Genomic DNA, 25,019 nt, shown 5'->3' with positions numbered 1-25,019 from the left:
CCACTTGCGGCTGGGAGAATCCCCATGAATCTGGAAAACATCTCCTGTCAGAAAAGTTTTGGCGGCTGGCACAAGCGCTATCGCCATCGCTCCGACGTGCTCGGTTGCGACATGGTGTTTGCTGTGTACCTGCCACCGCAGGCGGAGCAGGGCGGAAAACTGCCGGTGCTGTACTGGCTGTCGGGCCTGACCTGCACCGATGAAAATTTCATGCAGAAGGCTGGCGCGATGCGCATGGCCGCCGAACTGGGTTTGATCATCGTCGCCCCGGACACTAGCCCGCGTGGGCCGGATGTACCGGGCGATCCGGATGGCGCATGGGATTTCGGCCTTGGCGCCGGCTTCTATCTGAATGCCACGCAGGAACCTTGGTCGCGTCACTATCGGATGCATGACTATGTTGTGCAGGAATTGCCCTCACTGGTTGAAGCGCATTTCCCCGCATCCGACAAACGCAGCATCAGCGGCCACTCCATGGGCGGCCACGGCGCATTGGTCTGCGCATTGCGCAACCCGGGTCGCTATCAATCGGTGTCGGCGTTCTCACCCATCAACAACCCGATGGATTGCCCGTGGGGGCAAAAAGCCTTTTCCCGCTTCCTGGGCGAAGACCGTTCCAAGTGGAAGGAGTGGGATGCCTGCGCGCTGATCGCAGAGGCGGATGAAAAACTCCCGCTGTTGGTCGATCAAGGTGACCGCGATGACTTCCTCGCCACCCAGCTCAAACCCGAAGCCCTGCAACAAGCAGCAAAACAGGCGGGCCATCCGCTGACGTTGCGCCTGCAACCGGGCTACGACCACAGCTATTTCTTCATCGCAAGCTTCATAGACGACCACTTGCAGCATCACGCACGCGCCCTTAAGGCCTAATGCAGGTAGAATCACGCCCTGACAAAAATCGGGGCGTTTTTTTTATGCGTATTGGCCACGGCTATGATGTGCATCGTTTCGCTGAAGGCGATTTCATTACTCTGGGCGGCGTGCGCATTGCACACAGCTTCGGGCTGCTCGCTCATTCCGACGGTGACGTCCTGCTGCACGCCTTGAGCGATGCCTTGCTCGGTGCCGCGGCGCTGGGTGATATCGGCAAACACTTCCCGGACACCGACCCGCAATTCAAGGGCGCCGACAGCCGTGCGCTGCTGCGGCATGTGGTCGCGCTGATCCACGCCAAAGGCTGGAAAGTCGGCAACGTCGACAACACCATCGTTGCCCAGGCGCCGAAAATGGCCCCGCATATCGAATCGATGCGCGCGCTGATCGCGGCGGATCTTCAAGTTGAGTTGGATCAAGTGAACGTGAAAGCTACCACCACCGAAAAGCTTGGCTTTGTCGGTCGCGAAGAAGGCATCGCCGTGCACTCCGTTGCCTTGTTGCTGCGCGCATGAACGAACTGCAATTGCTCGGCCCGCGCGCCTATGGCGACGCCCTCGGCAGCGCGGTGCTGAAAGCCATCGCTGAAGATTTTCAGGTCGATGAAGTGCTCGACATCCCGTTCAGCGGCGATGGCGAACACCTGTGGATCTGGGTCGAGAAACGCGGCCTCAACACTGAAGAAGCCGCACGGCGTATCGCCAAGGCTGCCGGCGTGCCGCTGCGTACCGTCAGCTATGCCGGTCTCAAGGATCGTCAGGCGCTGACCCGCCAGTGGTTCAGCGTGCAACTGCCGGGCAAGGCCGATCCGGATCTGTCGGCGGCGGAAAACGATACGCTGAAGATCCTCAAGACCACTCGCCACAAACGCAAGCTGCAACGCGGTGCGCATTCGGCCAATGGTTTCACCTTGCGCCTGACTCAGTTCACTGGTGATAAAGACGCGATTGAACAACGTCTGCAACTGATCGCCCAGCAAGGCATCCCCAATTATTTCGGCGCCCAGCGTTTCGGCCATGACGGCGGCAACGTCGTTGATGCGCGTGCGTGGGCGGCGCGCAAGGCCTTGCCGGAGCAGCGCAATGTGCGTTCGCGTCTGCTGTCGACGGCGCGCAGCTTTCTGTTCAACAAAGTGCTGGCGGCGCGTGTGGCTGATGGCACTTGGCAAAAAGCTCAGATTGGCGATCTGCTGGCGTTCACCGACAGCCGCAGCTTTTTCCCGGCCGGTGAAGCTGAATGCAGCGACCCGCGCCTGGCGATTCTCGATCTGCACCCGACCGGCCCGCAGTGGGGCGAAGGTGACTCGCCGACCGCAGGCGTTGTCCATGAACTGGAGCAGGGGATCGCTGCCGATGAAGCAGAGCTGCGCGATTGGTTGGTTCATGCCGGCATGAGCCACGAACGTCGCATCCTGCGGCTGCCCATTGGCGGGTTGACGTGGCATTATCCCCAGCCTGACATTCTGCAACTGGAATTCGTCCTCCCGGCCGGATGCTTCGCCACCGTATTGGTGCGCGAACTCGTTGATCTGGTGCCGGTGGGGCAGACGGACAGCCCATGCGTATTCTGATTTCTAACGATGATGGGGTAACCGCACCCGGTCTCGCCGCGCTTTATGCTGCGCTGGCGGATTACACCGAATGCGTGGTTATCGCCCCGGAGCAGGACAAAAGCGGCGCCAGCAGTTCGCTGACGCTCGACCGTCCGCTGCACCCGCAATACCTGGCCAACGGCTTTATCAGCCTCAACGGCACCCCGACCGACTGCGTGCACCTGGGCCTTAATGGCTTGCTGGAGCGCCAGCCAGACATGGTGGTGTCGGGCATCAATCTCGGCGCCAATCTGGGTGACGACGTTTTGTATTCCGGGACAGTGGCGGCAGCTCTTGAAGGACGCTTCCTGGAGCGTCCGTCGTTTGCCTTCTCGCTGGTCTCGCGCCAGGTGGATAATCTGCCGACAGCGGCCTACTTTGCGCGCAAACTGGTCGAGGCCCATGCCGGGCTCGACCTGCCGCCGCGCACGGTGCTCAACGTGAACATTCCGAACCTGCCGATCGACCATATTCGCGGTATCCAGCTGACCCGCCTCGGTCATCGCGCCCGGGCGGCGGCACCGATGAAAGTGGTCGATCCACGTGGCAAGGCCGGCTACTGGATTGCCGCTGCTGGCGACGCCGAAGACGGCGGCCCGGGCACGGACTTCCATGCGGTGATGCAGGGTTACGTTTCCATCACCCCGTTGCAGCTCGATCGCACCTTCAACGATGCTTTCCGAAGCCTCGACGGCTGGCTCGAGGGACTGCGCTGATGGCTCGCGAACACGAAGACCGACTGCGCAGCGGCATCGGCATGACCTCCCAGCGTACCCGCGAGCGCCTGATCCAGCGGCTGTACGAAGAGGGTGTGTCCAACGCCAAGGTGCTGGAAGTGATCCGGCGGACTCCGCGCCACTTGTTCGTCGACGAAGCGCTGGCGCACCGTGCCTATGAAGACACGGCGCTGCCGATCGGCCATAACCAGACGATTTCCCAGCCTTATATGGTGGCGCGCATGAGCGAGCTGCTGCTGGAGGCGGGGCCGCTGGATAAGGTGATGGAGATCGGCACCGGTTCCGGTTACCAGACAGCGGTGTTGTCACAGCTGGTCGAGCGGGTGTTTTCGGTCGAGCGCATCAAGGTCCTGCAGGATCGCGCCAAGGAGCGTCTGGTCGAACTGAACCTGCGCAACGTGGTGTTCCGCTGGGGCGATGGCTGGGAAGGCTGGCCGGCGCTGGCGCCTTACAACGGCATTATTGTCACCGCCGTGGCCACCGACGTACCGCAAGCCCTGCTCGATCAACTGGCACCTGGCGGCCGACTGGTCATACCGGTCGGCTCCGGAGAAGTGCAACAACTGATGCTGATCGTGCGTGAAGAAAACGGCTTTTCCCGACACGTTCTCGGCGCTGTTCGATTCGTGCCTTTGCTCAACGGGCCACTGGCCTGAGCATTTATATAAAGGTGCTGAATTCCTTTCGTTCGCTCGGGTCTTACTCCGGCAGCGATTGTTTAAACGCAGCAGAGTGGCAACTTGCAAACGTGTGCGCGAAGCGATTTCGCTTCATTAAAGGTAAAGCTGTTTCGGCCCGTTATACTTGCGACACCTCATGCCGACATCCGGCATTCCAATTTTTCAGCCACCACAAAGGGAGCGGCGGGTGAGTCTCACAGTCATTGCGCAGCGTATGGGTAACACGAGCTTTCAGCGCCTGGTGACTGGCCTTGTCTTGAGCACCTTGCTGGTGGGTTGCTCCAGCACCAAATCGAACAATGTTCGTGTGGTCGATCGCAACAATGCGGTGGCGCAGCGTCCTACCGTGACGACCGGACAGTACGTAGTCCGTCCGGGCGATACGATGTTTTCGATCGCTTTCCGCTACGGCTGGGACTACAAAGCCCTCGCGGCCCGGAACAATATTCCTACGCCGTATACGATCCATCCGGGTCAGACAATTCGCTTCGATGGTCGCACCGGTTCAACATCGACCGCTGTGGTGAGCAACGCCAGTTCCTCGCCTTCTTCGTCGAGTAAAACCACGGTAATCCGGCGCCAGGCGAATGGCACGACGACCACTACAACCACCGGTTCTACTGGGGCTGCACCGTCCGTCGCCAACAAGTCGGCCCCCGCGCCACTGCCTCCTGCCGGCCCAGCCCCGACCGGCTGGGGATGGCCATCTAATGGCATTCTGATTGGTAAATTCTCTTCAAACGGTAGTTTGAATAAAGGAATTGATATCGCCGGGGATTTGGGACAGCCTGTTTTAGCTGCGTCTGATGGGACGGTGGTTTACGCCGGGAGTGGCTTAAGGGGCTACGGCGAATTAGTCATCATCAAACACAGCGAAACCTACGTCAGTGCCTACGGCCATAACCGCAGGCTGTTGGTTCGGGAGGGACAGCAGGTCAAGGTCGGACAGACAATTGCCGAAATGGGGTCAACGGGTACAGACCGGGTGAAACTGCATTTTGAGATTCGCCGCCAAGGTAAACCTGTAGATCCACTGCAGTTCCTGCCAAGACGTTGATTTGTAAGCCAGCCTGTTCCGTCACGTAGAGGGGACAGGCTCCAGCGCTGCCAAGGATAAAGGCGTCGCTTGAGCTTGGGGTCGAACTCACCAAAGGACTATAACAATGGCTCTCAGTAAAGAAGTGCCGGAGTTTGACATCGACGATGAGGTTCTCCTTATGGAGGCCGGCATCGATTCGGAATCTTCGATGTCGAATGATGAAGGGGCTGCTCCACCTTCCGTTCGTTCCAAATCCAAACACTCCGCTTCACTTAAACAACACAAGTACATCGATTACACGCGTGCACTTGATGCCACGCAGTTGTATCTCAACGAAATCGGCTTTTCCCCACTGCTCTCCCCGGAGGAAGAAGTTCATTTTGCGCGCTTGTCGCAAAGTGGCGACCCCGCCGGGCGCAAGCGCATGATTGAAAGTAACCTGCGGCTGGTGGTGAAAATCGCCCGGCGTTACGTCAATCGGGGGCTGTCGCTGCTGGATCTGATCGAAGAGGGCAACCTCGGACTGATCCGCGCGGTGGAAAAGTTCGACCCTGAACGCGGCTTCCGCTTCTCGACCTACGCGACCTGGTGGATTCGTCAGACCATCGAGCGCGCGATCATGAATCAGACCCGGACCATCCGGTTGCCGATTCATGTGGTCAAGGAACTCAACGTGTACCTGCGGGCTGCACGGGAGCTGACGCAAAAGCTCGACCACGAACCTTCACCCGAAGAAATCGCCAACCTGCTGGAAAAACCGGTGGGCGAGGTCAAGCGCATGCTGGGCCTGAATGAACGGGTTTCTTCGGTCGACGTCTCGCTGGGTCCGGATTCGGATAAAACCCTGCTGGACACCCTCACTGACGATCGTCCTACCGATCCGTGCGAACTGCTGCAGGATGACGATCTGTCGCAGAGCATCGATCAATGGCTCTCCGAGCTGACCGACAAGCAGCGCGAGGTGGTGATTCGCCGCTTCGGCCTGCGCGGGCACGAGAGCAGTACGCTGGAAGATGTAGGCCTGGAAATCGGCTTGACCCGGGAACGGGTGCGGCAGATCCAGGTGGAAGGCCTCAAGCGCCTTCGTGAGATCCTTGAAAAGAATGGCCTGTCGAGCGAGTCGCTGTTTCAGTAAGCACCTCACACGACCGCCCGCAAGAAGCCCCGACTGGTTCGGGGCTTTTTGTTGCCTGCTGTTTTTGATGTCGGTGCTGTTGCTCGTGTAGGAGCTGTCGAAGGCTGCGATTTTTTGATCCTGTTTAAGATCAAGATCAAAAGATCGCAGCCTTCGGCAGCTCCTACAGGAGGATCGTGTTCGAGATGTAGGCTCGCGGTGTAAGCCTTGGCTTACTGTTTCGTAAGTGTTCGTTATTTTTACACTGTGGCAGACGGCGATCGTGCTCACGCTAATTATTTAACCTGTTGAATTATATGTATATTTTTTAATGTGAAGGGCTTATTACGCTCAGTTTCAGCCGGGAAGGGCGATTGCTCTCGCCAGGGATCTCTCTAATATCGGGGTTGTGTCGACGGACAGACACGCCCTTCAAGGAAGAGGGGAACGGACATCGCAGGACGCGATTCATCAGGACGATGAAAAGGAATACAGGGAATAGGGAAAAAATGTGGGCGGGTCAAACCGCCCCTTTTTTTGCCCGCAGAAAAGTCAGCGTAGGCGGGTTGGCGACTCTGTCGAAGGCATTGCACAAAAACAAAAAAGGCCCCTAAGGGCCTTTTTTTCGGACGCGGGACAAATCAGCGTTCGAGGTCTTTGATCTTGCCTTTGACGCCATCCCACTCTTCGGCATCTGGCAGCGATTCTTTCTTCTCGGTGATGTTTGGCCAGATTTCAGCCAGATCAACGTTCAACTGAATGAATTCCTGCATCTCTTCCGGAACTTCGTCCTCGGAGAAAATCGCTACGGCCGGGCATTCTGGTTCGCACAGGGCGCAGTCGATGCACTCGTCCGGGTGAATCACCAGGAAGTTCGGGCCTTCGTAAAAGCAGTCCACCGGACAGACTTCTACGCAGTCGGTGTACTTGCACTTGATGCAGTTGTCGGTGACGACGAAGGTCATTTCTAATTTTCTCCTCAGGCGGCGGCAGCGTTGCCCCTTCACGGTTGGGGTCGCCAGGTTCGGGAGCGATACCTGCTGGCCAGGCTATTAGCCAGCAGCATCCCAAACCGCGCGAGATTCTAACAGCTTGAAGCGGTTTGCGTTATATCCGCTTCTTCAGTGCTTATATCCGGTTCTTCAGTGCATAGAGCATTTCGAGCGCACGACGCGGCGTCAGGTCATCCACATCCAGCTTAGCCAGTTCATCCAGCACCGGGTGCGGCAGGCTGGCGAACATGTCGCTTTGCTGCGGCGTCGCCGGTTTGCCCTTGGCAGCGGGTTTCGGCGCCTCGTGCGGCAATGCGGTGTCTTCCAGGCGACTGAGGTGCTCGCGGGCACGCACGATCACTTCGCTTGGCACGCCGGCCAGTTGCGCCACCGCCAGGCCATAGCTCTGGCTGGCAGGGCCGGGCAGCACGTGATGCAGGAATACGATACGTTCGTTGTGCTCGGTGGCATTGAGGTGGACGTTGGCCACCAATGGCTCGGCTTCCGGCAACACGGTCAGTTCGAAGTAGTGGGTGGCGAACAGCGTATAGGCGCGCAATTGCGCCAGACGCTCGGCCGCCGCCCATGCCAGCGACAGACCGTCGAAGGTGCTGGTGCCACGACCGACTTCATCCATCAGCACCAGGCTGCGTTCAGTGGCGTTGTGCAGAATATTGGCGGTTTCGCTCATTTCCACCATGAATGTCGAACGGCCACCGGCCAAGTCATCGCTGGAACCGATTCGGGTGAAAATGCGGTCGACCAGCGACAGTTCACAACTGGCGGCCGGCACGAAGCTGCCGATGTGCGCCAGCAGCACGATCAATGCAGTCTGGCGCATGTAGGTGGATTTACCGCCCATGTTCGGGCCGGTGATCACCAGCATGCGCGTGTTGTCATCCAGGCTCAGGTCGTTGGCCACGAACGGCGTGGTGAGGACTTGTTCAACCACCGGGTGACGACCTTGGCTGATACGCATGCACGGCTCGCTGACGAAGCGCGGGCAGTTCAGGTCGAGGTTCAGTGCGCGTTCGGCAAGGTTGCTCAGCACATCGAGTTCGGCCAGCGCCGCAGCGGTGTCCTGCAGCGGTGGCAACTGGCTGATCAAGTCTTCCAGCAGCGCTTCGTAAAGCATCTTCTCGCGCGCGAGGGCGCGGCTCTTGGCCGACAGTGCCTTGTCTTCGAACTCTTTCAACTCGGGCGTGATGAAACGCTCGGCGCCTTTCAGGGTTTGCCGACGGATGTAATCCGCTGGCGCCGACTCGGCCTGTTTGCTCGGCAACTCGATGAAGTAGCCGTGAATGCGGTTGTAGCCGACTTTCAAATGGCTCAGGCCGGTACGGGCCTTCTCGCGGGCTTCCAGGTCGATGAGGAACTGGCCGGCGTTTTCGCTCAGCGACTGCAACTCGTCGAGTTCACTGTCGTAACCGGTTTTCAGCACGCCGCCGTCACGGATCACCGCTGGCGGGTTGTCGATGATGGCTTTTTCCAGCAGCGCCGCCAGTTCCGGGTAAGTGCTGGTGGTGGTCGCCAGACCTTGCAGGTGCGGTGCTTCCAGATCGGTCATCGCCACTTGCAGCTCAGGCAGGGCACCGAGGGCGTCACGCAGACGCGCGAGGTCGCGAGGACGGGCATTGCGCAGGCCGATCCGCGCAAGAATCCGCTCGATGTCGCCGATTTCCTTGAGCTGCGGTTGCAGCTTTTCAAAACGGTAGCGATCGAGCAGGCAAGTGATCGAGGTCTGGCGTGCCAGCAACACGGTCAGGTCGCGCAACGGACGGTTCAGCCAGCGGGTCAGCAAACGGCTGCCCATGGCCGTCTGGCAGCGATCGACCACCGATTGCAGGGTGTTGTCGCGGCCACCGGCCAGGTTGGTGTCGAGTTCCAGGTTGCGCCGGCTCGCACCGTCGAGCACCACGGTGTCGTCGAGACGTTCGTGGCGCAGGCTGCGCAAGTGCGGCAGGGCGGTGCGCTGGGTCTCCTTGGCGTAGGCCAGCAGGCAACCGGCGGCGCCGATGGCCAGGGTCAGGTTCTCGCAGCCGAAGCCTTTCAGGTCCTGGGTGGAAAATTGTTGGCAGAGACTTTTCAGCGCCGAGTCGCGCTCGAAATCCCACGGTGCGCGACGACTGACGCCACGGCGTTTTTCCGCTGGCAGGTCTCTTGGCCAGTCATCCGGGATCAGCAACTCAACCGGATTGATCCGCTCCAGTTCCGCCAACAGGTTTTCCCAGCCCTTGATTTCCGACACGCTGAAACTGCCGCTGGTGATGTCCAGCACAGCCAGGCCGAACAGACGCTCGTCACCCAGCAGGGCTGCAATCAGGTTGTCGCGGCGCTCATCGAGCAGCGCCTCATCACTCACTGTACCCGGCGTGAGAATGCGCACCACCTGACGTTCGACCGGGCCTTTGCTGGTCGCCGGGTCGCCAACCTGTTCGCAAATCACCACCGATTCGCCGAGCTTGACCAGTTTCGCCAGGTAACCTTCCGCCGCGTGATAAGGAATCCCACACATCGGAATCGCCTGCCCCGCCGACTGCCCGCGCGCGGTCAGGGTGATGTCGAGCAACTTGGCAGCCTTCTTCGCGTCTTCGTAGAAGATCTCGTAGAAGTCGCCCATGCGGTAGAACATCAGCTGATCCGGGTGCTGGTTCTTCAGGCGCCAGTACTGCTGCATCATCGGGGTGTGGGAGGACAGGTCTGAAATAGCTTTATTCATCAGGGGTTTAGCTTTACCGGTAAAAGTGACGAGGCAAAAACGGGTTGGTTTGCATCTTCAAAATGGCGAGTGTTTGCCAGCGATGCGGCCCGTGGGTCGATTCAGTGGGGCTGAGTATGAAGTTTTTTTGAGGTGGATGCAGCAACGCGCCGCCGCTTGGCCCAGCATTGTGTCCTATAGTGCCGAAAAGCTATCGAATCATCAGAATGCGTGGGTTGTAGGTCAGTCGAGGAAGCAGCGTGGAACAGTCTGAAGGCATCGGCTCTGGATGGACATCGAGCGATTGCCATTACGATGCGGAAAAAATGACCCTCACTCGGGCAGGGCAATCAGCCTGTCTGGGCAGCAATGAAAGTGACTTGTTGCTTGCGCTGATTACTGGCGTTACCGATAAGGAACAACTGATCTCGCGGGTCTGGGGCGAGCGTGGGCTGGTGATTTCCGACAGCAGTTATTACAAGACACTGCACATGCTTCGCACGCACTTCGCTGAAGTCGGTTTGCCAAGGGATAGCCTCAAAACCCTGCCGCGCCGTGGCGTGGTGTTGTTGTCTGAGATTCGATTGGTCAGCGTCGAGCTGGCGGAGCCTGAATCCGAGAGTGCGGCACCAGCGCCTGACGAGCCGGTGTTTAACATAGTGACGCAGCCGTCGCGCCGCTACTGGCGCTTTCTGTTGCCAGCGCTCGTTGTGCCAGCGATTGCACTCCCGCTATTTTACGCCTGGTTGAATTTTAAGAAACCCGCCGATCTGGAAGAGTGGAAACTTATCTGGCAAGAGGGCGAGGCGAAGTTATATGTGGAAGAAAGTGAAAAGATGTCCAAGGACGAAATTGTGAAAGCACTCGGCGAATTCGAGCCGCCGATTGTGTTGTCCGATACCAATTACTATGTACGAAAGCCACTCTCCCAGTTACTGATCAAGTGCATCAAGCCGGAAAGCAAAGGGGAGGCCATATGCGTGAATTACCAGCTCGTTGGCAAAAAATAATCGCGCTTTCGGCCTTCGCTTCGGTATTGATTTTCGCTGTGTTGCTGATCCGTTATTTCTATCTGAGTAATCGCGATATTCCCCGTGCACCGTGTTTTGCCTCCATCGATTTTGTCCACACCCATGACCACAAAGTTCGCTGGCATGGCGTCGGTGACATGACGATCGATCCGAAAGAAGGCGCCCTCTATGTGTATTACGTGGTGAAAACCCCCGAAGGCAAAGTTTTTACCTATGATCGCAAGTTCGACATAGCCCTAACGCATCTGGACACTTCCAGATTCCTGTTCAAGACGCGATCGATTGTGAAGTTCGATTCAGACAGCGCCGGAGATGAACTGCCATTTATGGAACGAGGATTCCAAGGCGGTATGGTGACCTTCAATTACTTCTCCGATGCCGAGTATTACTACAACATCAACAATCTCATCAATGGCGTCTGCCACGTCCCGCGCTAGCGATCACCTTCGGGCGCAAGGCCCCGGAATGACTAAGTAAGACTGAGTAAGATGCCAGTAAGGCCTTTTGGGGCCTGCGTTGTTACTGTGATTCGAGTCAATACAACAGCCTTTGCGACTGTCCCTAAGAGTCAGCGCAGCACGGCTGTTTTCCTTGTCTTGAAGAATACGACGACATTTAGGGTATTAAGAGGTTATTACAAATGCTCTGGTTTTGCGTGCGCAGTGCTCATGGCGTCCAGGCTCCGGCCTGGAAACGTTCCATTGCAATCAATAGAGACGGTACTGTCTTTGTCGCAGCAGCGATTGGTGGCAAGGAGAAACAAGTCAGTATTTCCACGTTAACGGACAAAACACCTGTGCTGTTATGTTTTGATCATGTTTATGTGCCGATGGCGTGGATGATTGAGCACTTTCCACTGTGCAAGGCACGCTGTCGCGATATGGTTTCAGCGGCGCTGTCCGGTGTCCAGAAAACCTTGAATAGTCGAGATGCCTGGAATCGCATCAGTTATTTTTGCGGGCGCTCTGGCGAGAAGTGTTACTTGGGGTTGGTTTCATGAGATTGAATCTGTTCTGGGGTCTGTCTCTGGCTGTGGGCTGCGTCTTAATGATTGATCGTTCATTTGCCGATTCCCGGGAAAGTTGCGCCCAGCGCCGCGCTGAACTTCTTCGGCAAATAGATCTCGCAGAGGCAACGGATAATGTTTATCGCAAGACCGGCTTGGAACAGGCGCTGGCCAATGTTGAGCGTTACTGTCTCGAGCCCTCTGCAGAGGATGACCACGAAAGGGCTATTCAGAAGGCCGAGGCCGAAGTTCGGCGCAGACAAAACCATCTGAAAGCTGCGCGTCAGTACGGCGATGTGAAAGTCATCAAGAAGCATGAGGCCAAACTCGAACGGGCCGAAGCCAAGCTGAAAAGGCTGGTGAATGAGTAAGGGATTGGTCGGTTATTTATCGTTTAACGTTGGAAACTTAATATGAAAAGCGTACTTGTCTTTGCTTCAGTCTTTACAACTGCCGTGCTGCTTTCCGGCTGCACCGCCACCGACTGGGTGCACGCCGCAGGCGGCATCATGGGCGCCAAGGACGATTATCAGAAAAAAGCCAGGAACGATCGGCTCAAGCGCGCCAACGCGGCGGCACGTCGAGTCAAAGGCTGAACTGGTGAGGCGCGTAGTGGACAGTTGATCCGCACAAGCGCGGTTCACTCGCCGGCGAGGGCAAAAGTGCGTCGTACCACAACGCTTTTTACCCTTTCGCGACTTTCAAGCCACGGCAAATCGGGATTTGAGGTTGCGCGACAATTTCTCGCCGTGCCTTCTCATCGGGTTTTCGATGTAGCGGTAGTTGAATTCGGAAAACAACAAAGTGACTGCGACAAAAACACCGATATACAACGCCGTGTATCCACCGTCGAAAGGCGTTGGCTGAGTGTCGCCAGGTGCGGCAAAGAACCAGTGCCTGACCAGCGACAGCGCAATGACGTGCGTCAGGTAGATGGCGTAGGAGCGCGAGCCGATGTAGTTGCACAAGGCAGCCAAGGCGCGGTTGGGCGTCAGATAATCCTTGTTGTAGCTCGCGATCCAGACCAGCAAACCTGAGCCGACAGCGGTCAGTCCCATGGCGAAGGGCAGGGGCGGGTTAGGAGCAGTCAACGCGGCAAGGAGCCAGATCATCGCCGCCAGTAACAGCACAACCACTGCCTTGTTTTTCAGGAAGGTTGGTTCCAGGCGCTGATAACTTTCGCTGCCGTGCCACAGGGCCAACAGCACGCCCAGGGAAATGGCGTCGGTACGGAGCGCCCACAACTCGGGCGTAGGGCGAATCAGTTGCCGGGTCAGAAAGAACTGCGCCAGGAATACCGCAATGAATACTGCAGGCATCCAGCGCCGACCGGCCAGCACCGCAATGATCGGCAGCACCAGATAAAACTGGTTTTCCAGGGAAAGGCTCCAGTAAATCCCGGCATCACCCAGCGTACCGGTGTCTCGGCTGACGGCGTACACCACATTCATGTACTGCAAGGCAGCGGCGAGGGCGGAGTGGACGAAAATCTCCAACTGCAAAAACACCCCTTTGCCGCCATACAGATAAGACAGCAACAGCGATACCGCAATCCAGAACAGGGCCGATGGCATCAGTCGCCAGAACCGCCTGACCCAGAACGGCACGCACAACTCCAGCAAGTCACGAAAGCTGCGGCTGGCCGGAATCTCACTGGCAATCGATTTGGTAATGATGAACCCGGAAACGCAGAAGAAAATATCCACGCCGTAGCCGAATCGGTAGTCCGCCAGCACGTTCCAGTAGAGCGATTGCGGGGACAGGATCAAGGCAATGTGGGCGAAGATGACAAGGACAATCGCCAGCGCACGCAACGCTTCAATGTCGCTGTTCTTGCGCTGTTTTACATGGGGTGTGGTCATGGTTGGCTCAGTATTGATCGATCGCTCGACTGTCCAGTCCTGCTGGCTGGGCCACAGGCGACAGTTGCTTGTTCCGGGCTGAAATCGTTTCAGCGTCGAATCTGAAGGAGGCTGGATTTAAATAAGATTGTTCTGATGGACTTGTAGGAAGTTTCCTAGTTGGCGCTAGGTTACCACGGCTTATTGGGACGTCGCAGCCGTGAAACGATTGGGTGCCGATGAGTCTTTATGCGTTATTTATGCAAATCAGCATTTGTGTTCGCAAAAGAGTTCAAGCACTATGCGCGTTATGCAAAAACGCAACGTATCCTCCGTCTTAAGAGCACTGCTCGACCAGCACGGGATCTCCCCTACGGAGCTCCACCGTCGCACCGGCGTGCCTCAATCCACTCTCTCGCGGATTCTCAGCGGGAAGATCGTCGATCCTTCGGATAAACACATTTCGAAGATCGCCGAGTACTTCGCCGTGAGCACCGATCAATTGCGCGGGCGCGCGGATGTCGCGCCGTCGGCCGGTGCCGTACGTGATGACGTACACGCGGAACTCAAGGACATAATGCTGTGGGACGACGACACCCCTGTCGATGACGACGAGGTGTCGGTGCCGTTTCTTCGCGAGGTTGAATTGGCTGCTGGATCAGGAAGATTCGTCATTGAAGAGAGCGAGCGCTCCAGCCTGCGCTTTGGCAAGCGCAGCCTGCGCCATAACGGTGTGCAGTTCGACCAGGCCAAATGCGTGACGGTGCGCGGCAACAGTATGTTGCCGGTGTTGCGTGATGGCGCCACTGTCGGTGTGAATGCGGGCAAGTGCGGCATCGGCGACATCATCGATGGCGACCTGTATGCGATCAATCACAATGGCCAGCTGCGCGTTAAGCAGCTTTATCGCCTGCCTACCGGCATCCGCCTGCGCAGCTTCAATCGCGATGAGCACCCGGATGAGGACTACAGCTTCCAGGAAATCCAGGAAGAGCAGATCGTCATCCTCGGTCACGTCTTCTGGTGGGGCATGTACGCCCGTTAACCCAACCGTTTTCAGATAAGCCCGCCCCTCGGCGGGTTTTTTTTCGCCTGGACGAAACCGGCAAACCCTTCAGTGGCGGGGCTTTCATGCATTCGCGCATTTATTGTGCATAAATAAATGCATTTACGCATTGACTGTATATGCATCCATGCATATCCTTGTCACCAAGCCGCTCGACAAAGTGGCTGGCAAGACAAGCTCTTTAGTTCCACAAGAACAGGCAGCGATGAACCGGCCTCAACGGTTCAGAGGGTTGGCAACTGACCCGGGTGTGCAGCGTAAAGCACCAGAAGCAGTTATCCGGCGGGCAGGGACCGCGGTCGGAAAAACAATTTGAATGGACTCGTACCGCGCCAGTAGCGCCGAAAAGTCAGCTTCCTTCTTGAGCACAGGATTTGAAGGAAGGCGAAGGAGCGCATTACTGAAAAGCCCGGTGCATCGTCGCCGGGCTTTTTGGAATGCCTGCCTGAGGCTCAAATATCGCCATCCATTGCCACGGGCATTGCATGTCGACAAGTCGTTCAACCAGCCACTCTGAAAAGGAAAACACCATGCGCCGATATGGACGTGTTGATCAGGATCGAATCGTCGAGTTCTTCGAAACGGACGGTGACATCACGCAAATGTTTCACCCCAGCATCATCTGGGCAGAAGTGACCGACCACCCCGAAGTGCAACTGGGTTGGGTCGCAACCAAAACCGACGGTGTCTGGACATTCGCCGCCTACGTGCCGCCACCACCGACCGAGCAAGAGCTGATCGATCAAGCGCAATTGCAGAAATGGCAATTGTTGAACGGCGCGGCCAACTGGCTGCTGCTCAACTCCTTGCAGTTCAAGGCTGACATCAACGTCGCCACGCCTGAAGAGCAGTCAAAGTTGTTGGCTCACAAGCTCTATTCGATTGCCGTCAGCGACATCGACAAACAACCGGGCTACCCGGCGACGATCGTCTGGCCAGTTGCCCCTTACTGAAGAGTGCAGCGCATCGGTTGATCCCGATGCGCACGCAACCCGAGGAGAAACGCATGAATCGATACGCTTTTATCTCAATGAGCAGTTTCAAGGTTTACTAGGTCATTGAGACCAATGACGGGATGCCGGTCAGTCCTCCCGATGGTTTGTGGGGGGGATGGGTGGATATCACCGGTAACCCTGACGTCGCGGTCGGATGGAATGCCACATTGGTCAACAACCAGTGGGATTTGCATGCACCTACCTATGAGGAGGTGGCGGCTGAAGTCAAATTCGTTGCGACTCAACGGCTGTCCGATGCCAAAGGCTGGCTGACCTTCAACCCGTTCGATTACAAGAAAGATCTGGGTATCGCAACGCCAGACGAAGAGGCGGCGTTACTGGCTTACAAGCAATACGTCGTTGCCGTGTGCGGTTTCAAGAATCAGGCGGGTTATCCATACACCGTCGTTTGGCCAACCGTACCTTTTTCTCTGGCCTGAGTCGTCGGTCTGATTGTTCTGGTCTGCATTACTGAAAAGCCCGGCCCTGCGCCGGGCTTTTTGGAATGCCTACCTCAAGAGAAAACGATTGAACCCAACACACACCACTCATCCAACACTCCCGGAGGCGTGACATGACAAACGAGCAACAAGCGTTGGCGGACATGCCGATCTGGCTGGTCATCCTGCTCGCCGTCGTAGGCGGGGTGTCCGGCGAAATGTGGCGCGCCGACAAGGAGGGTGCTCGTGGCTGGCCGCTGTTACGGCGTCTGGCCCTGCGCTCCGGTGCCTGCATGATCTGCGGCGTGTCGGCAATCATGCTGCTGTATGCCGCTGGCATGTCGATTTGGGCCGCTGGCGCCTTCGGCTGCCTCACCGCAATGGCCGGGGCTGATGTGGCCATCGGACTGTACGAACGCTGGGCCGCCAAACGCATCGGCGTCTGCGAAGTGCCACCCCGCGACCAGCCTTAACCTCAAATGTGATTCGTGCCGCCCTTTGGGCGGCAGGGTTGCGCGTGGACGATTGAAAAGGAGGTCATGTATGCCCACACCGATCCAGCAGCCGTCGCAACTGTTCACAGCCATCGCGACGACGCTGCGCAACACTGCCGGGCTCAACATCAATGTCGGCAATCACGATGATTTCACTGCACCGGGCGATCAGGCTTGGGTGTTGATCGACTTCGACCGAAATGCATCAGGACAGCGTGCCGCAGATGGGCGTATCGCTCATGTTCTGACGTTGTCGCTGCAAGTTGTACCGGCGCTATCGGCCAGTGCCTTTGCCGCCTGCGATCTGATCGCTGTACTGAAGACTCTGATCACCGACAATCGCTGGAGCCTGCCGGGCGATCAATGCGATCTGCCGATGAACATGGATGGTTTGCCGTCCATGCTCATTCGCGCCGACCAGCAATTCAAGGCCTGGACACTGACGTTCAACCAGACCCTCTACCTCGGCCCGACCTTGCTCGACGATCCCCTCGGCACACCGAAATTCGCCCGCACCTGGGAAGTCAGCAACATCGACGATCCAGACCAATACACCGCGCTGGAGGCCTGACCGATGTTCGACGCATTACTGCGCATGCAACTGGGCCCGATCATCGAACGCCTGGCCGAAATGGAAGCGGAAATCGACGACCTGCACCGCCGCGCCGAAAGCTTCTGTCGCATTGGCATTTGCCAGTCGGTCGATGCCGCGAGCAACACCTGCCAGGTCAGCCACGGTGGCTTGCTGACGCCGGCCATCAAATTCTTCAACCCGAGTGCCGGCGCGCAGAGCGAGTCGCGGATTCCGACAGTGGGCGAGCAGTGTCTGCTGTTCAACTACGGCAGCGGCGAAAGCGGCGCGCAGAGCGTGGCGTTGTTCGGCTTGAACAGTGAGCGCTTTCCGCCAGCGTCAACAGTGCCGACGCTGACCCGTCGAGTGCATGTCGACGGCAGCGAAAGCGGCTACGACGACGCCACCCACACTCTGCACTGGCAGAACGGCCCGGCGGCCTTCAGCGGTTCTCGCGAGTCGCTGGAACTGAGCATCGGCCCGGCGCGGCTGGCGCTGACTCCTCAACTGATCACCCTGCAACTGGGTGCCGTCGGCCTGACCATTGACGGCTCGGGCGTGCACTTCAGCGGCCCGTTGGTCGATCACCAGGGCCGCGTCATCAGCCCCTGATTCAAGAGCCTTCCATGATCGGAATCGATAGAGACAGCGGGGCTACGGTCGACGATTGGCTGCAGTTTGTGCAGCGCGCGACCCGGGCCTTGACCACGCCGCTGGGCACCCGGCAAAAACGGCCCCTGTACGGATCGCTGATCCCCACGCTGCTGGGGCACAACCTCGGTGATGACGTTCTGCTTCTGGCCCAGAGCCACGCGGCGCAAGCGTTCTACAACAAGCAAAACGGCATCGATGATTTTCAGCCGCAAGTGATCGTTGCCAGTCGTCAGGGCGCCGGTCTGCTGCTGCGATTCGCCGGCACCTGGAAAAACCGTCAACAAACCTTCGAGGTCGTGACATGAGCATGTTGATCCCCGGTCAGAACCAATTGGCCGAACCCGCGCTGATCACCGTCGAAGCGTTCGAAGACTTGCTCGCCGAGTTCAAGACTTTCGTCATCGAATACGTCGGTGCGCGATCTCCGGACAGTGCGGCGAAACTCAAGACCAGCCTGGACAACGAAAGCGAATTGCTGACCCTGGCGCTTGAGGCTTTCTGTGTCCGGTTGCAAACCCACGAACGCAAATACAACGCACGCATCAAGCAGATGCTGGCGTGGTGGGCGACCGGCAGCAACCTCGATGCACGACTGGCGGACATGGGCCTTGAGCGGCAACTGCTCGATCCTGGCGACCCGGCGGCATTCCCGCCAGTGCCGGCGATTTATGAAAGTGATGACGACGCTCGGCTGCGTTATTACCTGGCGCCGCACGCTCCTGCGGCGGGCTCGCGGATGCAGTATCGACGTGAGGTCTTTACGCTCGGCGAACGGCCGACGGTGCAAGTCGAGTCCACCGATGCCGGCGTGGTCAACGTCACCTACACCTTCAACCCGGACGGCCTCGCCGCACAGGTCAAGGATGGCAATGGTCGGCGCACGGCCCCCGGCGAAGTGCAGGTCACTGTGCTTTCGCGTGAAGGTGACGGCACGCCGTCCGAAGTGTTGCTTGACGGCGTTCGCCAGCACTTCGCCCGACCTGACGTGCGACCTGAAACCGACCTCGTGACCGTGCAAGGCGCCGACATCCAGCGCTACAAGATCCGCGTCGTCGCCAAGATCAATTCCGGCCCCGATTCGGGCCTGACCAAAGTTGCTGCGCAAGCGCAGTTGCAGGCTTACGCCGACAGCTGTCATCGCCTCGAAGGCCGCGTTGATCCGAGCTGGATCGACTACACGCTGCACAGCGCCGGCGCTGTGCAATTACAGATTCTCGAACCGCTGGCGCCAATCGTGACCACTGCGTTTCAGGCTCCGTTTTGCACGGCGGTCGAGGTCGAGGTGCTGACGCTATGAGTGACAAAACTCAGCGTGCAACGCTGCTGCCAGCCAACAGTTCGGCCCTCGAACGAGGCCTGGATCTGGGCTTTGGTGCCTTGCTTGATCGCATTGCACCGCCGTTTCCCGAGCTGATGAATCCTGCAGAAACACCCGCCGATTTTCTGCCGTATCTGGCGGCGGATCGCGGTGTTGCTGAATGGAGCACCGACGCGCCGCAAGCCGAAAAACGCCTGACCGTCGAACTCGCCTGGCCCACCGCGCGCCAGGCCGGCACTCGCAAGGCGCTGGAAAACGCCGCCAAGGGTTTGCAACTACGCCCGGAAATCCGCGCATGGTACGAACAGACGCCGCCCGGTGCGCCTTACAGTTTTTCCGTACGAGCCTTCAGCGAGCAACCCTACAGCGAAGAAATCGATGCCCGTCTCGATCGACGTCTGGCCGATGCTAAAAGCGAACGGGATGTGCTGACGGTCTCGGTTGGCCTCAGCGCGTTTGGCAATCACGTCATCGGCGCCGCGACCTTCTGCGGCGAACTGACCACGATTTATCCGGTGTTCATCGAAGGGCTGGAAACCTCGGGAGAGGCGTTCATGGCTGCCGGTATGTACACCGTCGAAACATCCACTATTTATCCTCAGGGGGCCTGAATGGCTGACTATTACACCCTGCTCACCAACGCAGGGATTGCCTACGAAACGGCGTGCAAGGCGGCGGGCACGCCGATCAAGTTGACGCAGATTTCCGTCGGTGACGGCGGCGGCTCGGTCTACAACCCGGCCGCGACCGCCACCGCGCTGAAACGCGAAGTCTGGCGCGGCCCGCTCAATGCGTTGTTCCAGGACGAGAAGAATCCGAGCTGGTTGCTTGCCGAAGTGACCATTCCGCCGGATGTTGGCGGTTGGTATGTGCGGGAAGCAGGGCTGTGGACTGACACTGGGATTCTTTACGCCATCGTCAAATATCCGGAGTCGTTCAAACCGGTGCTGGCGACGTCGGGTTCGGGTAAAGAGTTCTACATTCGTTCGATTTTCGAGACGAGCAATGCGTCGCTGGTGACGTTGTTGATCGATGACACCGTGGTCAAAGCCACGCGTGCCTGGGTCATGAGTTATCTCGCCGAAGAACTCGGCAAACTTGATGGCAAGCAATCGGTACGTGTCGCTGCGACGGGCAATGTCGTGTTGAACGGCGCGCAGCAGATCGACGGTGTCGCGGTGATTGCCGGTGACCGTGTGCTGTTGCCGAACCAGACGCTGGCCAAGGACAACGGCCTGTGGATCGTTGCCAATGGCGACTGGGTACGGGCGAGCGATGCCAACAGTAACGCCAAGGTTACGCCGGGTCTGACGGTCATGGTCGAGGAGGGCACGGCGAACGGAGATTCGTTGTGGCACCTGACCACCAATGCGCCGATTACCCTCGGCACGACCGCGCTGACGTTCAAGATGCTGGCTGGGCGTACCGGGATTGCGGCTGGGACTTACAAGAGCCTGACCGTTGATGAATATGGCCGGGCGACGGCGGGTGAAAACCCTGCAACGCTGGCTGGGTTTGGTATCAAGGATACCTACACCAAAACTGAAATCGAGGGGATGATTGCCAATGCTTCGATGCTACCGGTAGGTACCATCGTTGCGTTCCCGGGGGCTATCCCGCCGGTTGGGTTTCTTGAGCTGGATAGCAGCGTGAAGAGTGCCGCTCTTTATCCTGATCTGAATACTTATCTAGCAGGCAAGTACAACAAAGGCGATGAGGGGGCTGGTAATTTTCGTTTGCCGGATGGGCGCGGTGAGTTCTTGCGTGGCTGGGATCATGGTCGAGGTGTTGATGCTGGAAGGGGAATTGGCACCTATCAGGCAGAGGCATTTGCTGCGCACAACCATCGCTACTTTGATGGCACTGCTGCGACTTTCGATCCTGCAGGTAATTGGCAGGCAGGAAATATTAATGGTGCGGCAGCCAGTATCTCAGTAGGTGCATTTCTTTCCGCAGTAGATAGCGGTTCCACTATGCAGATGGTGAATGCCCAGAATACGGTGAACACTGGCGGCACTGAAACCCGTCCCCGCAACCTTGCGGTCATGTGGTGCATCAAAGCCTGGAATGCCCCGGTCAATCAGGGAAATATCGATATCGCCGCGCTGGCCGTTCTTGCACTGCAAGCAAACGAAATCAAACAAGGGACCGCCAAAGTTGCAACCCAAGAGCAGACCGATGCCGGTGTCGACGACAACACAATCGTGACGCCGAAAAAGCTCCGTTGGGGATTCCAGATTTCCAAAAATATAAACGGTTATATCGTTTTCCCGTCGTGGTTGGGTGGCTTGATCATTCAGTGGGGCAGGGTTTCTGGAAATGGTGGTACGGATATCGCCACGGCCTACCCGATCGCCTTTCCAAATGCCATGTACAGCCTGAATGCAACGTTGAACTACACGCCGGGATCGGCAGTGAACGGCTATGTCGACGTTGGCGTATCAAGCCTCACTGCTTTCTACGGAAAACACACGTTTCCTGGAGTCACCGTCTTCCATTGGGTCGCGGTGGGCAGTTAAGGAGAGATCATGAAATACGCACTGTTTGACGAAAATTCGTACTTGCAGACCTGTCTGATTGAAGGGGTCCATCCGATCCCCGCCTCAGCAGTCAAAATCGATCAAAACCTCTTTGTCAGATTGACGCAAGAAACCGATGGTCACTGGCGAAAAGTGGGCGACGAGATTATCAAGGAACCTTTTGCACCAATGGCTCCTGACTATGCGCAGAGGATCGCTGCGCAGCGTTACGAACGTGAAGATTCTGTTGTGTCAGTGGACGGTCTATCGATTGCAACCTCGCGCGAAAGCGCAGGGCTAATCTACGGTGCCGGACTTTCGGCGATGCTTGATCCTGACTATCGCTGCAATTTCAAAACACTCGATGGCTTCGTAGAAATTGGAGCGCAACAGATTCTCGCCATTGCCAAAGCCGTCAGGGCGCACGTTCAGGCTTGCTTCGACCGTGAGTCGGAGCTGCTCGAAGCTGTCGAGGCTGGCACTTATTCGGACGAAATGCTCGAGGAAGGCTGGCCTGGCTCTTCAGTGGCCACCCCAATCCCAGCGCCGCAATAAACGCCCCGAACCCCGGGGCGTTTTATTGTCCGCCCAACAACATTCAACACCCGCCAAGCCCCTCCCCAAGAGGGGCTTTCCCGTTTATGGAGAAACGAAAAATGGCAACCCGCCAAACCTACACCGTGCTCGTCCCATTCCCCACCGGTGGTGGGCACTGGTCGAGCATCGGCCAGGAACTCGATCTGCTCGACGTCGAGGCCAGTGCCTTGCACTTCGCCGGTCGACTGGAACTGAAAACCCAATCCACCCAGGCCAAAAAGGCCGCCGCCAAGAAGGCTGACTGAACATGGCTGAGGTTTTGAACTTCGAGCACAACGGCATTACCGTCAATGCCACCGAATCCCCCGAGGCCATGGGTGGCCTGGGTGACAACGTCATCGGTCTGGTCGGCACCGCGCCGAACGCCGATCCGCTGATTCCGCGTAACGCACCGTTCCGCATCAACAGCTTCACTACCCACGCGCTGCTCGATCCGACCGGTTCGGAAGAAGGCACGCTGTACCACGCGGTTTACCAGATCCTCAAAGTGGTCAAGGTGCCGGTCTACGTGGTGATCGTCGAGGCAGGCGCAACCCCGGCCGACACCGTCAACGCAGTAATCGGCGGCGTCGAGCCGCTGACTGGCCGCAAGCTCGGTCTGGCCGCGCTGGGCAGTGTCCCGGAAGACCTGACCATCATCGGTGCGCCGGGCTTCACCGGCACCAAAGCGGTGGCCAGCGAGTTCGCCTCGTTAGGGAAGCGCATCAAGGCCCGTGTGGTGCTGGACGGCAAGGACGCCTCGGTCGCCGATCAAGTGCTGTACAGCCAGGAATTGGGCGGCGCCGATCTTGGTTTCGACCGTTGCCTGGTGGTGCACAACATGCCTGCGGTGTACTCGAAAGCGGCGAAGAAAAACGTCTTCCTGTCGCCTTCCAGCCTGGCGATTGCCGCACTGGCCAAGGTCAAGCAGTGGGAGAGCCCGGGCAATCAGGTGACCTACGCCGAGGACGTTTCGCGGGTCGTTGAATACAACATCCTCGACACCTCCACCGAAGGCGATCTGCTCAACCGCTACGGCGTCAGCTATTACGCCCGCACCGTGCTCGGCGGCTTCTCGCTGCTGGGTAACCGCTCGATCACCGGCAAGTTCATCAGCTACGTCGGCCTCGAAGATGCGATCAGCCGCAAGCTGGTCAAGGCCGGCCAGAAAGCCATGGCCAAGAACCTCACCAAATCCTTCATGGATCAAGAGGTCAAGCGCATCAACGACTGGCTGCAAACCCTGGTCGCCGACGAAACCATTCCTGGCGGCAGCGTCTATCTGCACCCGGAACTCAACAGCGTCGAGAAGTACAAGAACGGCACCTGGTACGTGGTCATCGACTACGGCCGCTACGCGCCGAACGAACACATGGTTTATCAACTCAACGCCCGCGATGAAATCATCGAGCAGTTCCTGGAGGACGTTCTCTAATGTTTACCAACCGCGTAAGACAGGCCATCGCGGCCACCCTGCAAGGCCTGCCGCTGTCGGCGACAGTAGAAGAATTTACTCCGCCGAAGATTGATTTCGAGATGGAGAACATGACCGGTGGCCGTTTCATCATTGAAGAAATGGCCAAGAGTGCCAAGGCGCTCAATGCTCAGATCAAGCTGCAAGGTACGGGCGCAGAAGTGTTGCTCGCCATGGGCGTGAAGCTGGGCGACGACATCCTGCTGAACGTACGTGAAGCCGGTCAGGATCAGGACGGCAACACCTGGTTCACCTACCACACCATCGGCGGCAAGCTCAAAACCATGGGTGAAGACGCAATCAAAATGGGTGGCAAAGCCCTGACGACCCTGGATTTCTCCTGCCGCACCTACAACCGTCTGGAAAACGGCATTCCAGTGATCGACATCGACGTACGCACCCAGAAGTTCGTGCTCAACGGCGTCGACATCCTCGGCGATGCCCGCCGCGCGGTATTGATGCCGTAACCCGGCGCACCGCAAAAAACCTGTAGGAGTGAGCCTGCTCGCGATGAGGCCATCACAGTCAACGTTCATGTTGGCTGGTCGGACGCTATCGCGAGCAGGCTCACTCCTACACGGTGCTGCAACAACTCTCAAAACGAATCACCAAGGAATTCATACATGTCGTGGATGCCACCCCAACATGATCTGCTGTCGCCCATCACCGGTGACGACGGTTCGCAGATCAATCAGATCCAGCTCAAGCCACTGTTCTACGCCGCACAGAAAGAAGCGCTGGAGCGCGCCGGCGATGATGAGGATGATCAGTTCTTCGAACTGGCGCTGCTCGCCACCGGCCTGTCGGTCAAGGAACTCGACCAGCTCAAACGCCCGGACTATGTGAGCATCGCGCAGTACGTACACGAGATGTCGACCCGTCCGACAGCGTACTTTCTCGACCAGGTCGAAGACGCGGAAAAATCCGCCGATCCCGATCAGATCCAGCTGTTGCAACCGCTCGCCGTGACCGGGCGCACCGTGACCTCGCTGAGCCTGGAAATGCCGGTGCTGCGCGCCACCAAAGTGATGAAGAAACTGAAAACGGCCAAGGAACGCGCCGAGTTCATCACCGCTCATTGTGCCGGCCTGATGATCCCCGATCTGGCCCAGTTGACCGTCCCTGACTGGACGCAATTGCAGGTGCGCATAGACGATTTTTTAAACCAGCCGGCGGCCTACTTTCGGAACGCGACATCGAAGTAATCCTCGATATCGTCCCGCTCATTTACCCGGTAAGTGAGGCGGAGATTCTGGAATGGGACGCCGAAAAGGCGTTGCGCCGCTACGACATAGCGATCACTCGCCTTG

30 protein-coding genes are annotated in these 25,019 nt (G+C 58.0%); 27 read left to right on the top strand and 3 right to left on the bottom strand.

The genetic code is table 11. The features are described from left to right. The first annotated feature begins 24 nt into the window (after positions 1-24). The 7 genes from fghA (at position 25) to rpoS (ending at position 6,055) form a co-directional block, all read left to right on the top strand. A complete protein-coding gene (gene fghA / locus ACZZ0B_RS20220; RefSeq protein ID WP_463546091.1) occupies positions 25-870 on the top strand; it encodes an S-formylglutathione hydrolase in 846 nt (281 codons plus the stop codon). Between the two features lie 44 nt (positions 871-914). Continuing rightward, positions 915-1,388, top strand: coding sequence for a 2-C-methyl-D-erythritol 2,4-cyclodiphosphate synthase (gene ispF, locus ACZZ0B_RS20215; protein ID WP_034149878.1), 474 nt, complete (start codon positions 915-917; stop codon positions 1,386-1,388). Then, positions 1,385-2,443 (top strand): tRNA pseudouridine(13) synthase TruD, encoded by a 1,059-nt coding sequence (gene truD, locus ACZZ0B_RS20210; protein WP_440093485.1) that lies wholly within the window; start codon positions 1,385-1,387, stop codon positions 2,441-2,443. The genes ispF and truD overlap by 4 nt, the downstream gene beginning before the upstream one ends. Next, complete coding sequence (gene surE, locus ACZZ0B_RS20205; protein WP_008081730.1) at positions 2,431-3,180, top strand: 5'/3'-nucleotidase SurE; 750 nt, start codon at positions 2,431-2,433, stop codon at positions 3,178-3,180. Before truD ends, surE begins: the two co-directional genes overlap by 13 nt. 41 nt (positions 3,181-3,221) lie before the next feature. Further along, positions 3,222-3,857 (top strand): protein-L-isoaspartate(D-aspartate) O-methyltransferase, encoded by a 636-nt coding sequence (locus ACZZ0B_RS20200; protein WP_177323314.1) that lies wholly within the window; start codon positions 3,222-3,224, stop codon positions 3,855-3,857. 211 nt (positions 3,858-4,068) lie between these two features. Further along, on the top strand, positions 4,069-4,938 hold the full coding sequence (locus tag ACZZ0B_RS20195; RefSeq protein ID WP_008081734.1) for a peptidoglycan DD-metalloendopeptidase family protein: 870 nt from the start codon (positions 4,069-4,071) through the stop codon (positions 4,936-4,938). A gap of 106 nt (positions 4,939-5,044) precedes the next feature. Then, positions 5,045-6,055 carry an RNA polymerase sigma factor RpoS gene (rpoS, locus tag ACZZ0B_RS20190; RefSeq protein ID WP_008081736.1) on the top strand — a complete coding sequence of 337 codons (1,011 nt, stop codon included), beginning with the start codon at positions 5,045-5,047 and terminating at the stop codon, positions 6,053-6,055. A gap of 620 nt (positions 6,056-6,675) precedes the next feature. Here the strand turns inward: rpoS and fdxA are convergent. Both fdxA and mutS read right to left on the bottom strand, forming a co-directional pair. After that, on the bottom strand, positions 6,676-6,999 hold the full coding sequence (fdxA, locus tag ACZZ0B_RS20185) for a ferredoxin FdxA (protein ID WP_008077096.1): 324 nt from the start codon (positions 6,997-6,999) through the stop codon (positions 6,676-6,678). A gap of 163 nt (positions 7,000-7,162) precedes the next feature. Then, positions 7,163-9,733: a DNA mismatch repair protein MutS gene (mutS, locus tag ACZZ0B_RS20180; RefSeq protein ID WP_177323291.1), complete on the bottom strand. Its 2,571-nt coding sequence runs from the start codon at positions 9,731-9,733 to the stop codon at positions 7,163-7,165. Between the two features lie 251 nt (positions 9,734-9,984). Between mutS and ACZZ0B_RS20175 the strand changes: the two genes are divergently transcribed. The 5 genes from ACZZ0B_RS20175 to ACZZ0B_RS20155 all read left to right on the top strand — a co-directional run bounded on the left by ACZZ0B_RS20175 (position 9,985) and on the right by ACZZ0B_RS20155 (position 12,357). Continuing rightward, a complete protein-coding gene (locus ACZZ0B_RS20175; protein ID WP_463546090.1) occupies positions 9,985-10,734 on the top strand; it encodes a winged helix-turn-helix domain-containing protein in 750 nt (249 codons plus the stop codon). Further along, the gene (locus tag ACZZ0B_RS20170; RefSeq protein WP_463546089.1) at positions 10,701-11,192 is read left to right on the top strand and encodes a hypothetical protein; all 492 of its coding nucleotides are present in this window, start codon (positions 10,701-10,703) and stop codon (positions 11,190-11,192) included. Before ACZZ0B_RS20175 ends, ACZZ0B_RS20170 begins: the two co-directional genes overlap by 34 nt. Before the next feature lie 203 nt (positions 11,193-11,395). After that, positions 11,396-11,755, top strand: a complete 360-nt coding sequence (locus ACZZ0B_RS20165; RefSeq protein WP_463546088.1) for a hypothetical protein — start codon at positions 11,396-11,398, stop codon at positions 11,753-11,755. Continuing rightward, a complete protein-coding gene (locus ACZZ0B_RS20160; RefSeq protein WP_463546087.1) occupies positions 11,752-12,132 on the top strand; it encodes a DUF1090 domain-containing protein in 381 nt (126 codons plus the stop codon). The genes ACZZ0B_RS20165 and ACZZ0B_RS20160 overlap by 4 nt, the downstream gene beginning before the upstream one ends. 42 nt (positions 12,133-12,174) lie before the next feature. Beyond that, on the top strand, positions 12,175-12,357 hold the full coding sequence (locus ACZZ0B_RS20155; RefSeq protein ID WP_463546086.1) for a hypothetical protein: 183 nt from the start codon (positions 12,175-12,177) through the stop codon (positions 12,355-12,357). Positions 12,358-12,462: 105 nt separating this feature from the next. Here the strand turns inward: ACZZ0B_RS20155 and ACZZ0B_RS20150 are convergent, their stop codons facing one another. Further along, positions 12,463-13,623, bottom strand: a complete 1,161-nt coding sequence (locus tag ACZZ0B_RS20150) for an acyltransferase family protein (RefSeq protein WP_463546085.1) — start codon at positions 13,621-13,623, stop codon at positions 12,463-12,465. A 289-nt stretch (positions 13,624-13,912) separates the two neighbouring features. Here ACZZ0B_RS20150 and ACZZ0B_RS20145 point away from each other — a divergent pair, with 289 nt between their 5' ends. The 15 genes from ACZZ0B_RS20145 (at position 13,913) to ACZZ0B_RS20075 (ending at position 24,914) form a co-directional block, all read left to right on the top strand. Beyond that, entirely contained in the window at positions 13,913-14,647 is a 735-nt protein-coding gene (locus ACZZ0B_RS20145; RefSeq protein ID WP_008077103.1) for a LexA family transcriptional regulator, read from the top strand. Positions 14,648-15,198: 551 nt separating this feature from the next. After that, the gene (locus tag ACZZ0B_RS20140; RefSeq protein WP_463546084.1) at positions 15,199-15,621 is read left to right on the top strand and encodes a tail fiber assembly protein; all 423 of its coding nucleotides are present in this window, start codon (positions 15,199-15,201) and stop codon (positions 15,619-15,621) included. 161 nt (positions 15,622-15,782) lie between these two features. Continuing rightward, the gene (locus ACZZ0B_RS20135; RefSeq protein ID WP_463546083.1) at positions 15,783-16,103 is read left to right on the top strand and encodes a tail fiber assembly protein; all 321 of its coding nucleotides are present in this window, start codon (positions 15,783-15,785) and stop codon (positions 16,101-16,103) included. A 134-nt stretch (positions 16,104-16,237) separates the two neighbouring features. Beyond that, positions 16,238-16,576 carry a phage holin family protein gene (locus ACZZ0B_RS20130; protein WP_077571337.1) on the top strand — a complete coding sequence of 113 codons (339 nt, stop codon included), beginning with the start codon at positions 16,238-16,240 and terminating at the stop codon, positions 16,574-16,576. Positions 16,577-16,646: 70 nt separating this feature from the next. Further along, complete coding sequence (locus tag ACZZ0B_RS20125) at positions 16,647-17,168, top strand: hypothetical protein (protein WP_401168291.1); 522 nt, start codon at positions 16,647-16,649, stop codon at positions 17,166-17,168. Positions 17,169-17,171: 3 nt separating this feature from the next. Beyond that, positions 17,172-17,780 (top strand): phage baseplate assembly protein V, encoded by a 609-nt coding sequence (locus ACZZ0B_RS20120; RefSeq protein WP_463546082.1) that lies wholly within the window; start codon positions 17,172-17,174, stop codon positions 17,778-17,780. Positions 17,781-17,794: 14 nt separating this feature from the next. Further along, entirely contained in the window at positions 17,795-18,127 is a 333-nt protein-coding gene (locus ACZZ0B_RS20115) for a hypothetical protein (RefSeq protein ID WP_008077111.1), read from the top strand. Beyond that, complete coding sequence (locus tag ACZZ0B_RS20110; RefSeq protein ID WP_463546081.1) at positions 18,124-19,119, top strand: baseplate J/gp47 family protein; 996 nt, start codon at positions 18,124-18,126, stop codon at positions 19,117-19,119. Before ACZZ0B_RS20115 ends, ACZZ0B_RS20110 begins: the two co-directional genes overlap by 4 nt. Beyond that, positions 19,116-19,751 (top strand): phage tail protein I, encoded by a 636-nt coding sequence (locus ACZZ0B_RS20105; protein ID WP_463546080.1) that lies wholly within the window; start codon positions 19,116-19,118, stop codon positions 19,749-19,751. Before ACZZ0B_RS20110 ends, ACZZ0B_RS20105 begins: the two co-directional genes overlap by 4 nt. Next, positions 19,752-21,659, top strand: a complete 1,908-nt coding sequence (locus ACZZ0B_RS20100) for a phage tail-collar fiber domain-containing protein (protein ID WP_463546079.1) — start codon at positions 19,752-19,754, stop codon at positions 21,657-21,659. Positions 21,660-21,668: 9 nt separating this feature from the next. After that, positions 21,669-22,214, top strand: a complete 546-nt coding sequence (locus tag ACZZ0B_RS20095) for a DUF4376 domain-containing protein (protein ID WP_463546078.1) — start codon at positions 21,669-21,671, stop codon at positions 22,212-22,214. A 101-nt stretch (positions 22,215-22,315) separates the two neighbouring features. Beyond that, the gene (locus tag ACZZ0B_RS20090; RefSeq protein WP_008077116.1) at positions 22,316-22,501 is read left to right on the top strand and encodes a hypothetical protein; all 186 of its coding nucleotides are present in this window, start codon (positions 22,316-22,318) and stop codon (positions 22,499-22,501) included. A gap of 2 nt (positions 22,502-22,503) precedes the next feature. Then, entirely contained in the window at positions 22,504-23,670 is a 1,167-nt protein-coding gene (locus ACZZ0B_RS20085; protein ID WP_463546077.1) for a phage tail sheath protein, read from the top strand. Further along, entirely contained in the window at positions 23,670-24,176 is a 507-nt protein-coding gene (locus ACZZ0B_RS20080) for a phage major tail tube protein (RefSeq protein WP_008077119.1), read from the top strand. The genes ACZZ0B_RS20085 and ACZZ0B_RS20080 overlap by 1 nt, the downstream gene beginning before the upstream one ends. A 156-nt stretch (positions 24,177-24,332) precedes the next feature. Then, the gene (locus tag ACZZ0B_RS20075; protein ID WP_463546076.1) at positions 24,333-24,914 is read left to right on the top strand and encodes a phage tail assembly protein; all 582 of its coding nucleotides are present in this window, start codon (positions 24,333-24,335) and stop codon (positions 24,912-24,914) included. Positions 24,915-25,019 lie beyond the last annotated feature (105 nt).

This window comes from Pseudomonas sp. AC247 (assembly GCF_979258015.1).
The sequence above is the reverse complement of the archived record's forward strand: the minus strand, read 5'-3'. Positions and strand labels throughout refer to the sequence as shown.

What these genes read in the sequence shown, in the direction of transcription:
- fghA (WP_463546091.1), top strand. Translation starts at nt 25, where the DNA reads ATGAATCTGGAAAACATCTCCTGTCAGAAAAGTTTTGGCGGCTGGCAC.
- ispF (WP_034149878.1), top strand. Translation starts at nt 915, where the DNA reads ATGCGTATTGGCCACGGCTATGATGTGCATCGTTTCGCTGAAGGCGAT.
- truD (WP_440093485.1), top strand. Translation starts at nt 1,385, where the DNA reads ATGAACGAACTGCAATTGCTCGGCCCGCGCGCCTATGGCGACGCCCTC.
- surE (WP_008081730.1), top strand. Translation starts at nt 2,431, where the DNA reads ATGCGTATTCTGATTTCTAACGATGATGGGGTAACCGCACCCGGTCTC.
- ACZZ0B_RS20200 (WP_177323314.1), top strand. Translation starts at nt 3,222, where the DNA reads ATGACCTCCCAGCGTACCCGCGAGCGCCTGATCCAGCGGCTGTACGAA.
- rpoS (WP_008081736.1), top strand. Translation starts at nt 5,045, where the DNA reads ATGGCTCTCAGTAAAGAAGTGCCGGAGTTTGACATCGACGATGAGGTT.
- fdxA (WP_008077096.1), bottom strand. Translation starts at nt 6,999, where the DNA reads ATGACCTTCGTCGTCACCGACAACTGCATCAAGTGCAAGTACACCGAC.
- ACZZ0B_RS20170 (WP_463546089.1), top strand. Translation starts at nt 10,701, where the DNA reads ATGCGTGAATTACCAGCTCGTTGGCAAAAAATAATCGCGCTTTCGGCC.
- ACZZ0B_RS20165 (WP_463546088.1), top strand. Translation starts at nt 11,396, where the DNA reads ATGCTCTGGTTTTGCGTGCGCAGTGCTCATGGCGTCCAGGCTCCGGCC.
- ACZZ0B_RS20160 (WP_463546087.1), top strand. Translation starts at nt 11,752, where the DNA reads ATGAGATTGAATCTGTTCTGGGGTCTGTCTCTGGCTGTGGGCTGCGTC.
- ACZZ0B_RS20155 (WP_463546086.1), top strand. Translation starts at nt 12,175, where the DNA reads ATGAAAAGCGTACTTGTCTTTGCTTCAGTCTTTACAACTGCCGTGCTG.
- ACZZ0B_RS20150 (WP_463546085.1), bottom strand. Translation starts at nt 13,623, where the DNA reads ATGACCACACCCCATGTAAAACAGCGCAAGAACAGCGACATTGAAGCG.
- ACZZ0B_RS20145 (WP_008077103.1), top strand. Translation starts at nt 13,913, where the DNA reads ATGCAAAAACGCAACGTATCCTCCGTCTTAAGAGCACTGCTCGACCAG.
- ACZZ0B_RS20140 (WP_463546084.1), top strand. Translation starts at nt 15,199, where the DNA reads ATGCGCCGATATGGACGTGTTGATCAGGATCGAATCGTCGAGTTCTTC.
- ACZZ0B_RS20130 (WP_077571337.1), top strand. Translation starts at nt 16,238, where the DNA reads ATGACAAACGAGCAACAAGCGTTGGCGGACATGCCGATCTGGCTGGTC.
- ACZZ0B_RS20125 (WP_401168291.1), top strand. Translation starts at nt 16,647, where the DNA reads ATGCCCACACCGATCCAGCAGCCGTCGCAACTGTTCACAGCCATCGCG.
- ACZZ0B_RS20120 (WP_463546082.1), top strand. Translation starts at nt 17,172, where the DNA reads ATGTTCGACGCATTACTGCGCATGCAACTGGGCCCGATCATCGAACGC.
- ACZZ0B_RS20115 (WP_008077111.1), top strand. Translation starts at nt 17,795, where the DNA reads ATGATCGGAATCGATAGAGACAGCGGGGCTACGGTCGACGATTGGCTG.
- ACZZ0B_RS20110 (WP_463546081.1), top strand. Translation starts at nt 18,124, where the DNA reads ATGAGCATGTTGATCCCCGGTCAGAACCAATTGGCCGAACCCGCGCTG.
- ACZZ0B_RS20105 (WP_463546080.1), top strand. Translation starts at nt 19,116, where the DNA reads ATGAGTGACAAAACTCAGCGTGCAACGCTGCTGCCAGCCAACAGTTCG.
- ACZZ0B_RS20100 (WP_463546079.1), top strand. Translation starts at nt 19,752, where the DNA reads ATGGCTGACTATTACACCCTGCTCACCAACGCAGGGATTGCCTACGAA.
- ACZZ0B_RS20095 (WP_463546078.1), top strand. Translation starts at nt 21,669, where the DNA reads ATGAAATACGCACTGTTTGACGAAAATTCGTACTTGCAGACCTGTCTG.
- ACZZ0B_RS20090 (WP_008077116.1), top strand. Translation starts at nt 22,316, where the DNA reads ATGGCAACCCGCCAAACCTACACCGTGCTCGTCCCATTCCCCACCGGT.
- ACZZ0B_RS20085 (WP_463546077.1), top strand. Translation starts at nt 22,504, where the DNA reads ATGGCTGAGGTTTTGAACTTCGAGCACAACGGCATTACCGTCAATGCC.
- ACZZ0B_RS20080 (WP_008077119.1), top strand. Translation starts at nt 23,670, where the DNA reads ATGTTTACCAACCGCGTAAGACAGGCCATCGCGGCCACCCTGCAAGGC.
- ACZZ0B_RS20075 (WP_463546076.1), top strand. Translation starts at nt 24,333, where the DNA reads ATGTCGTGGATGCCACCCCAACATGATCTGCTGTCGCCCATCACCGGT.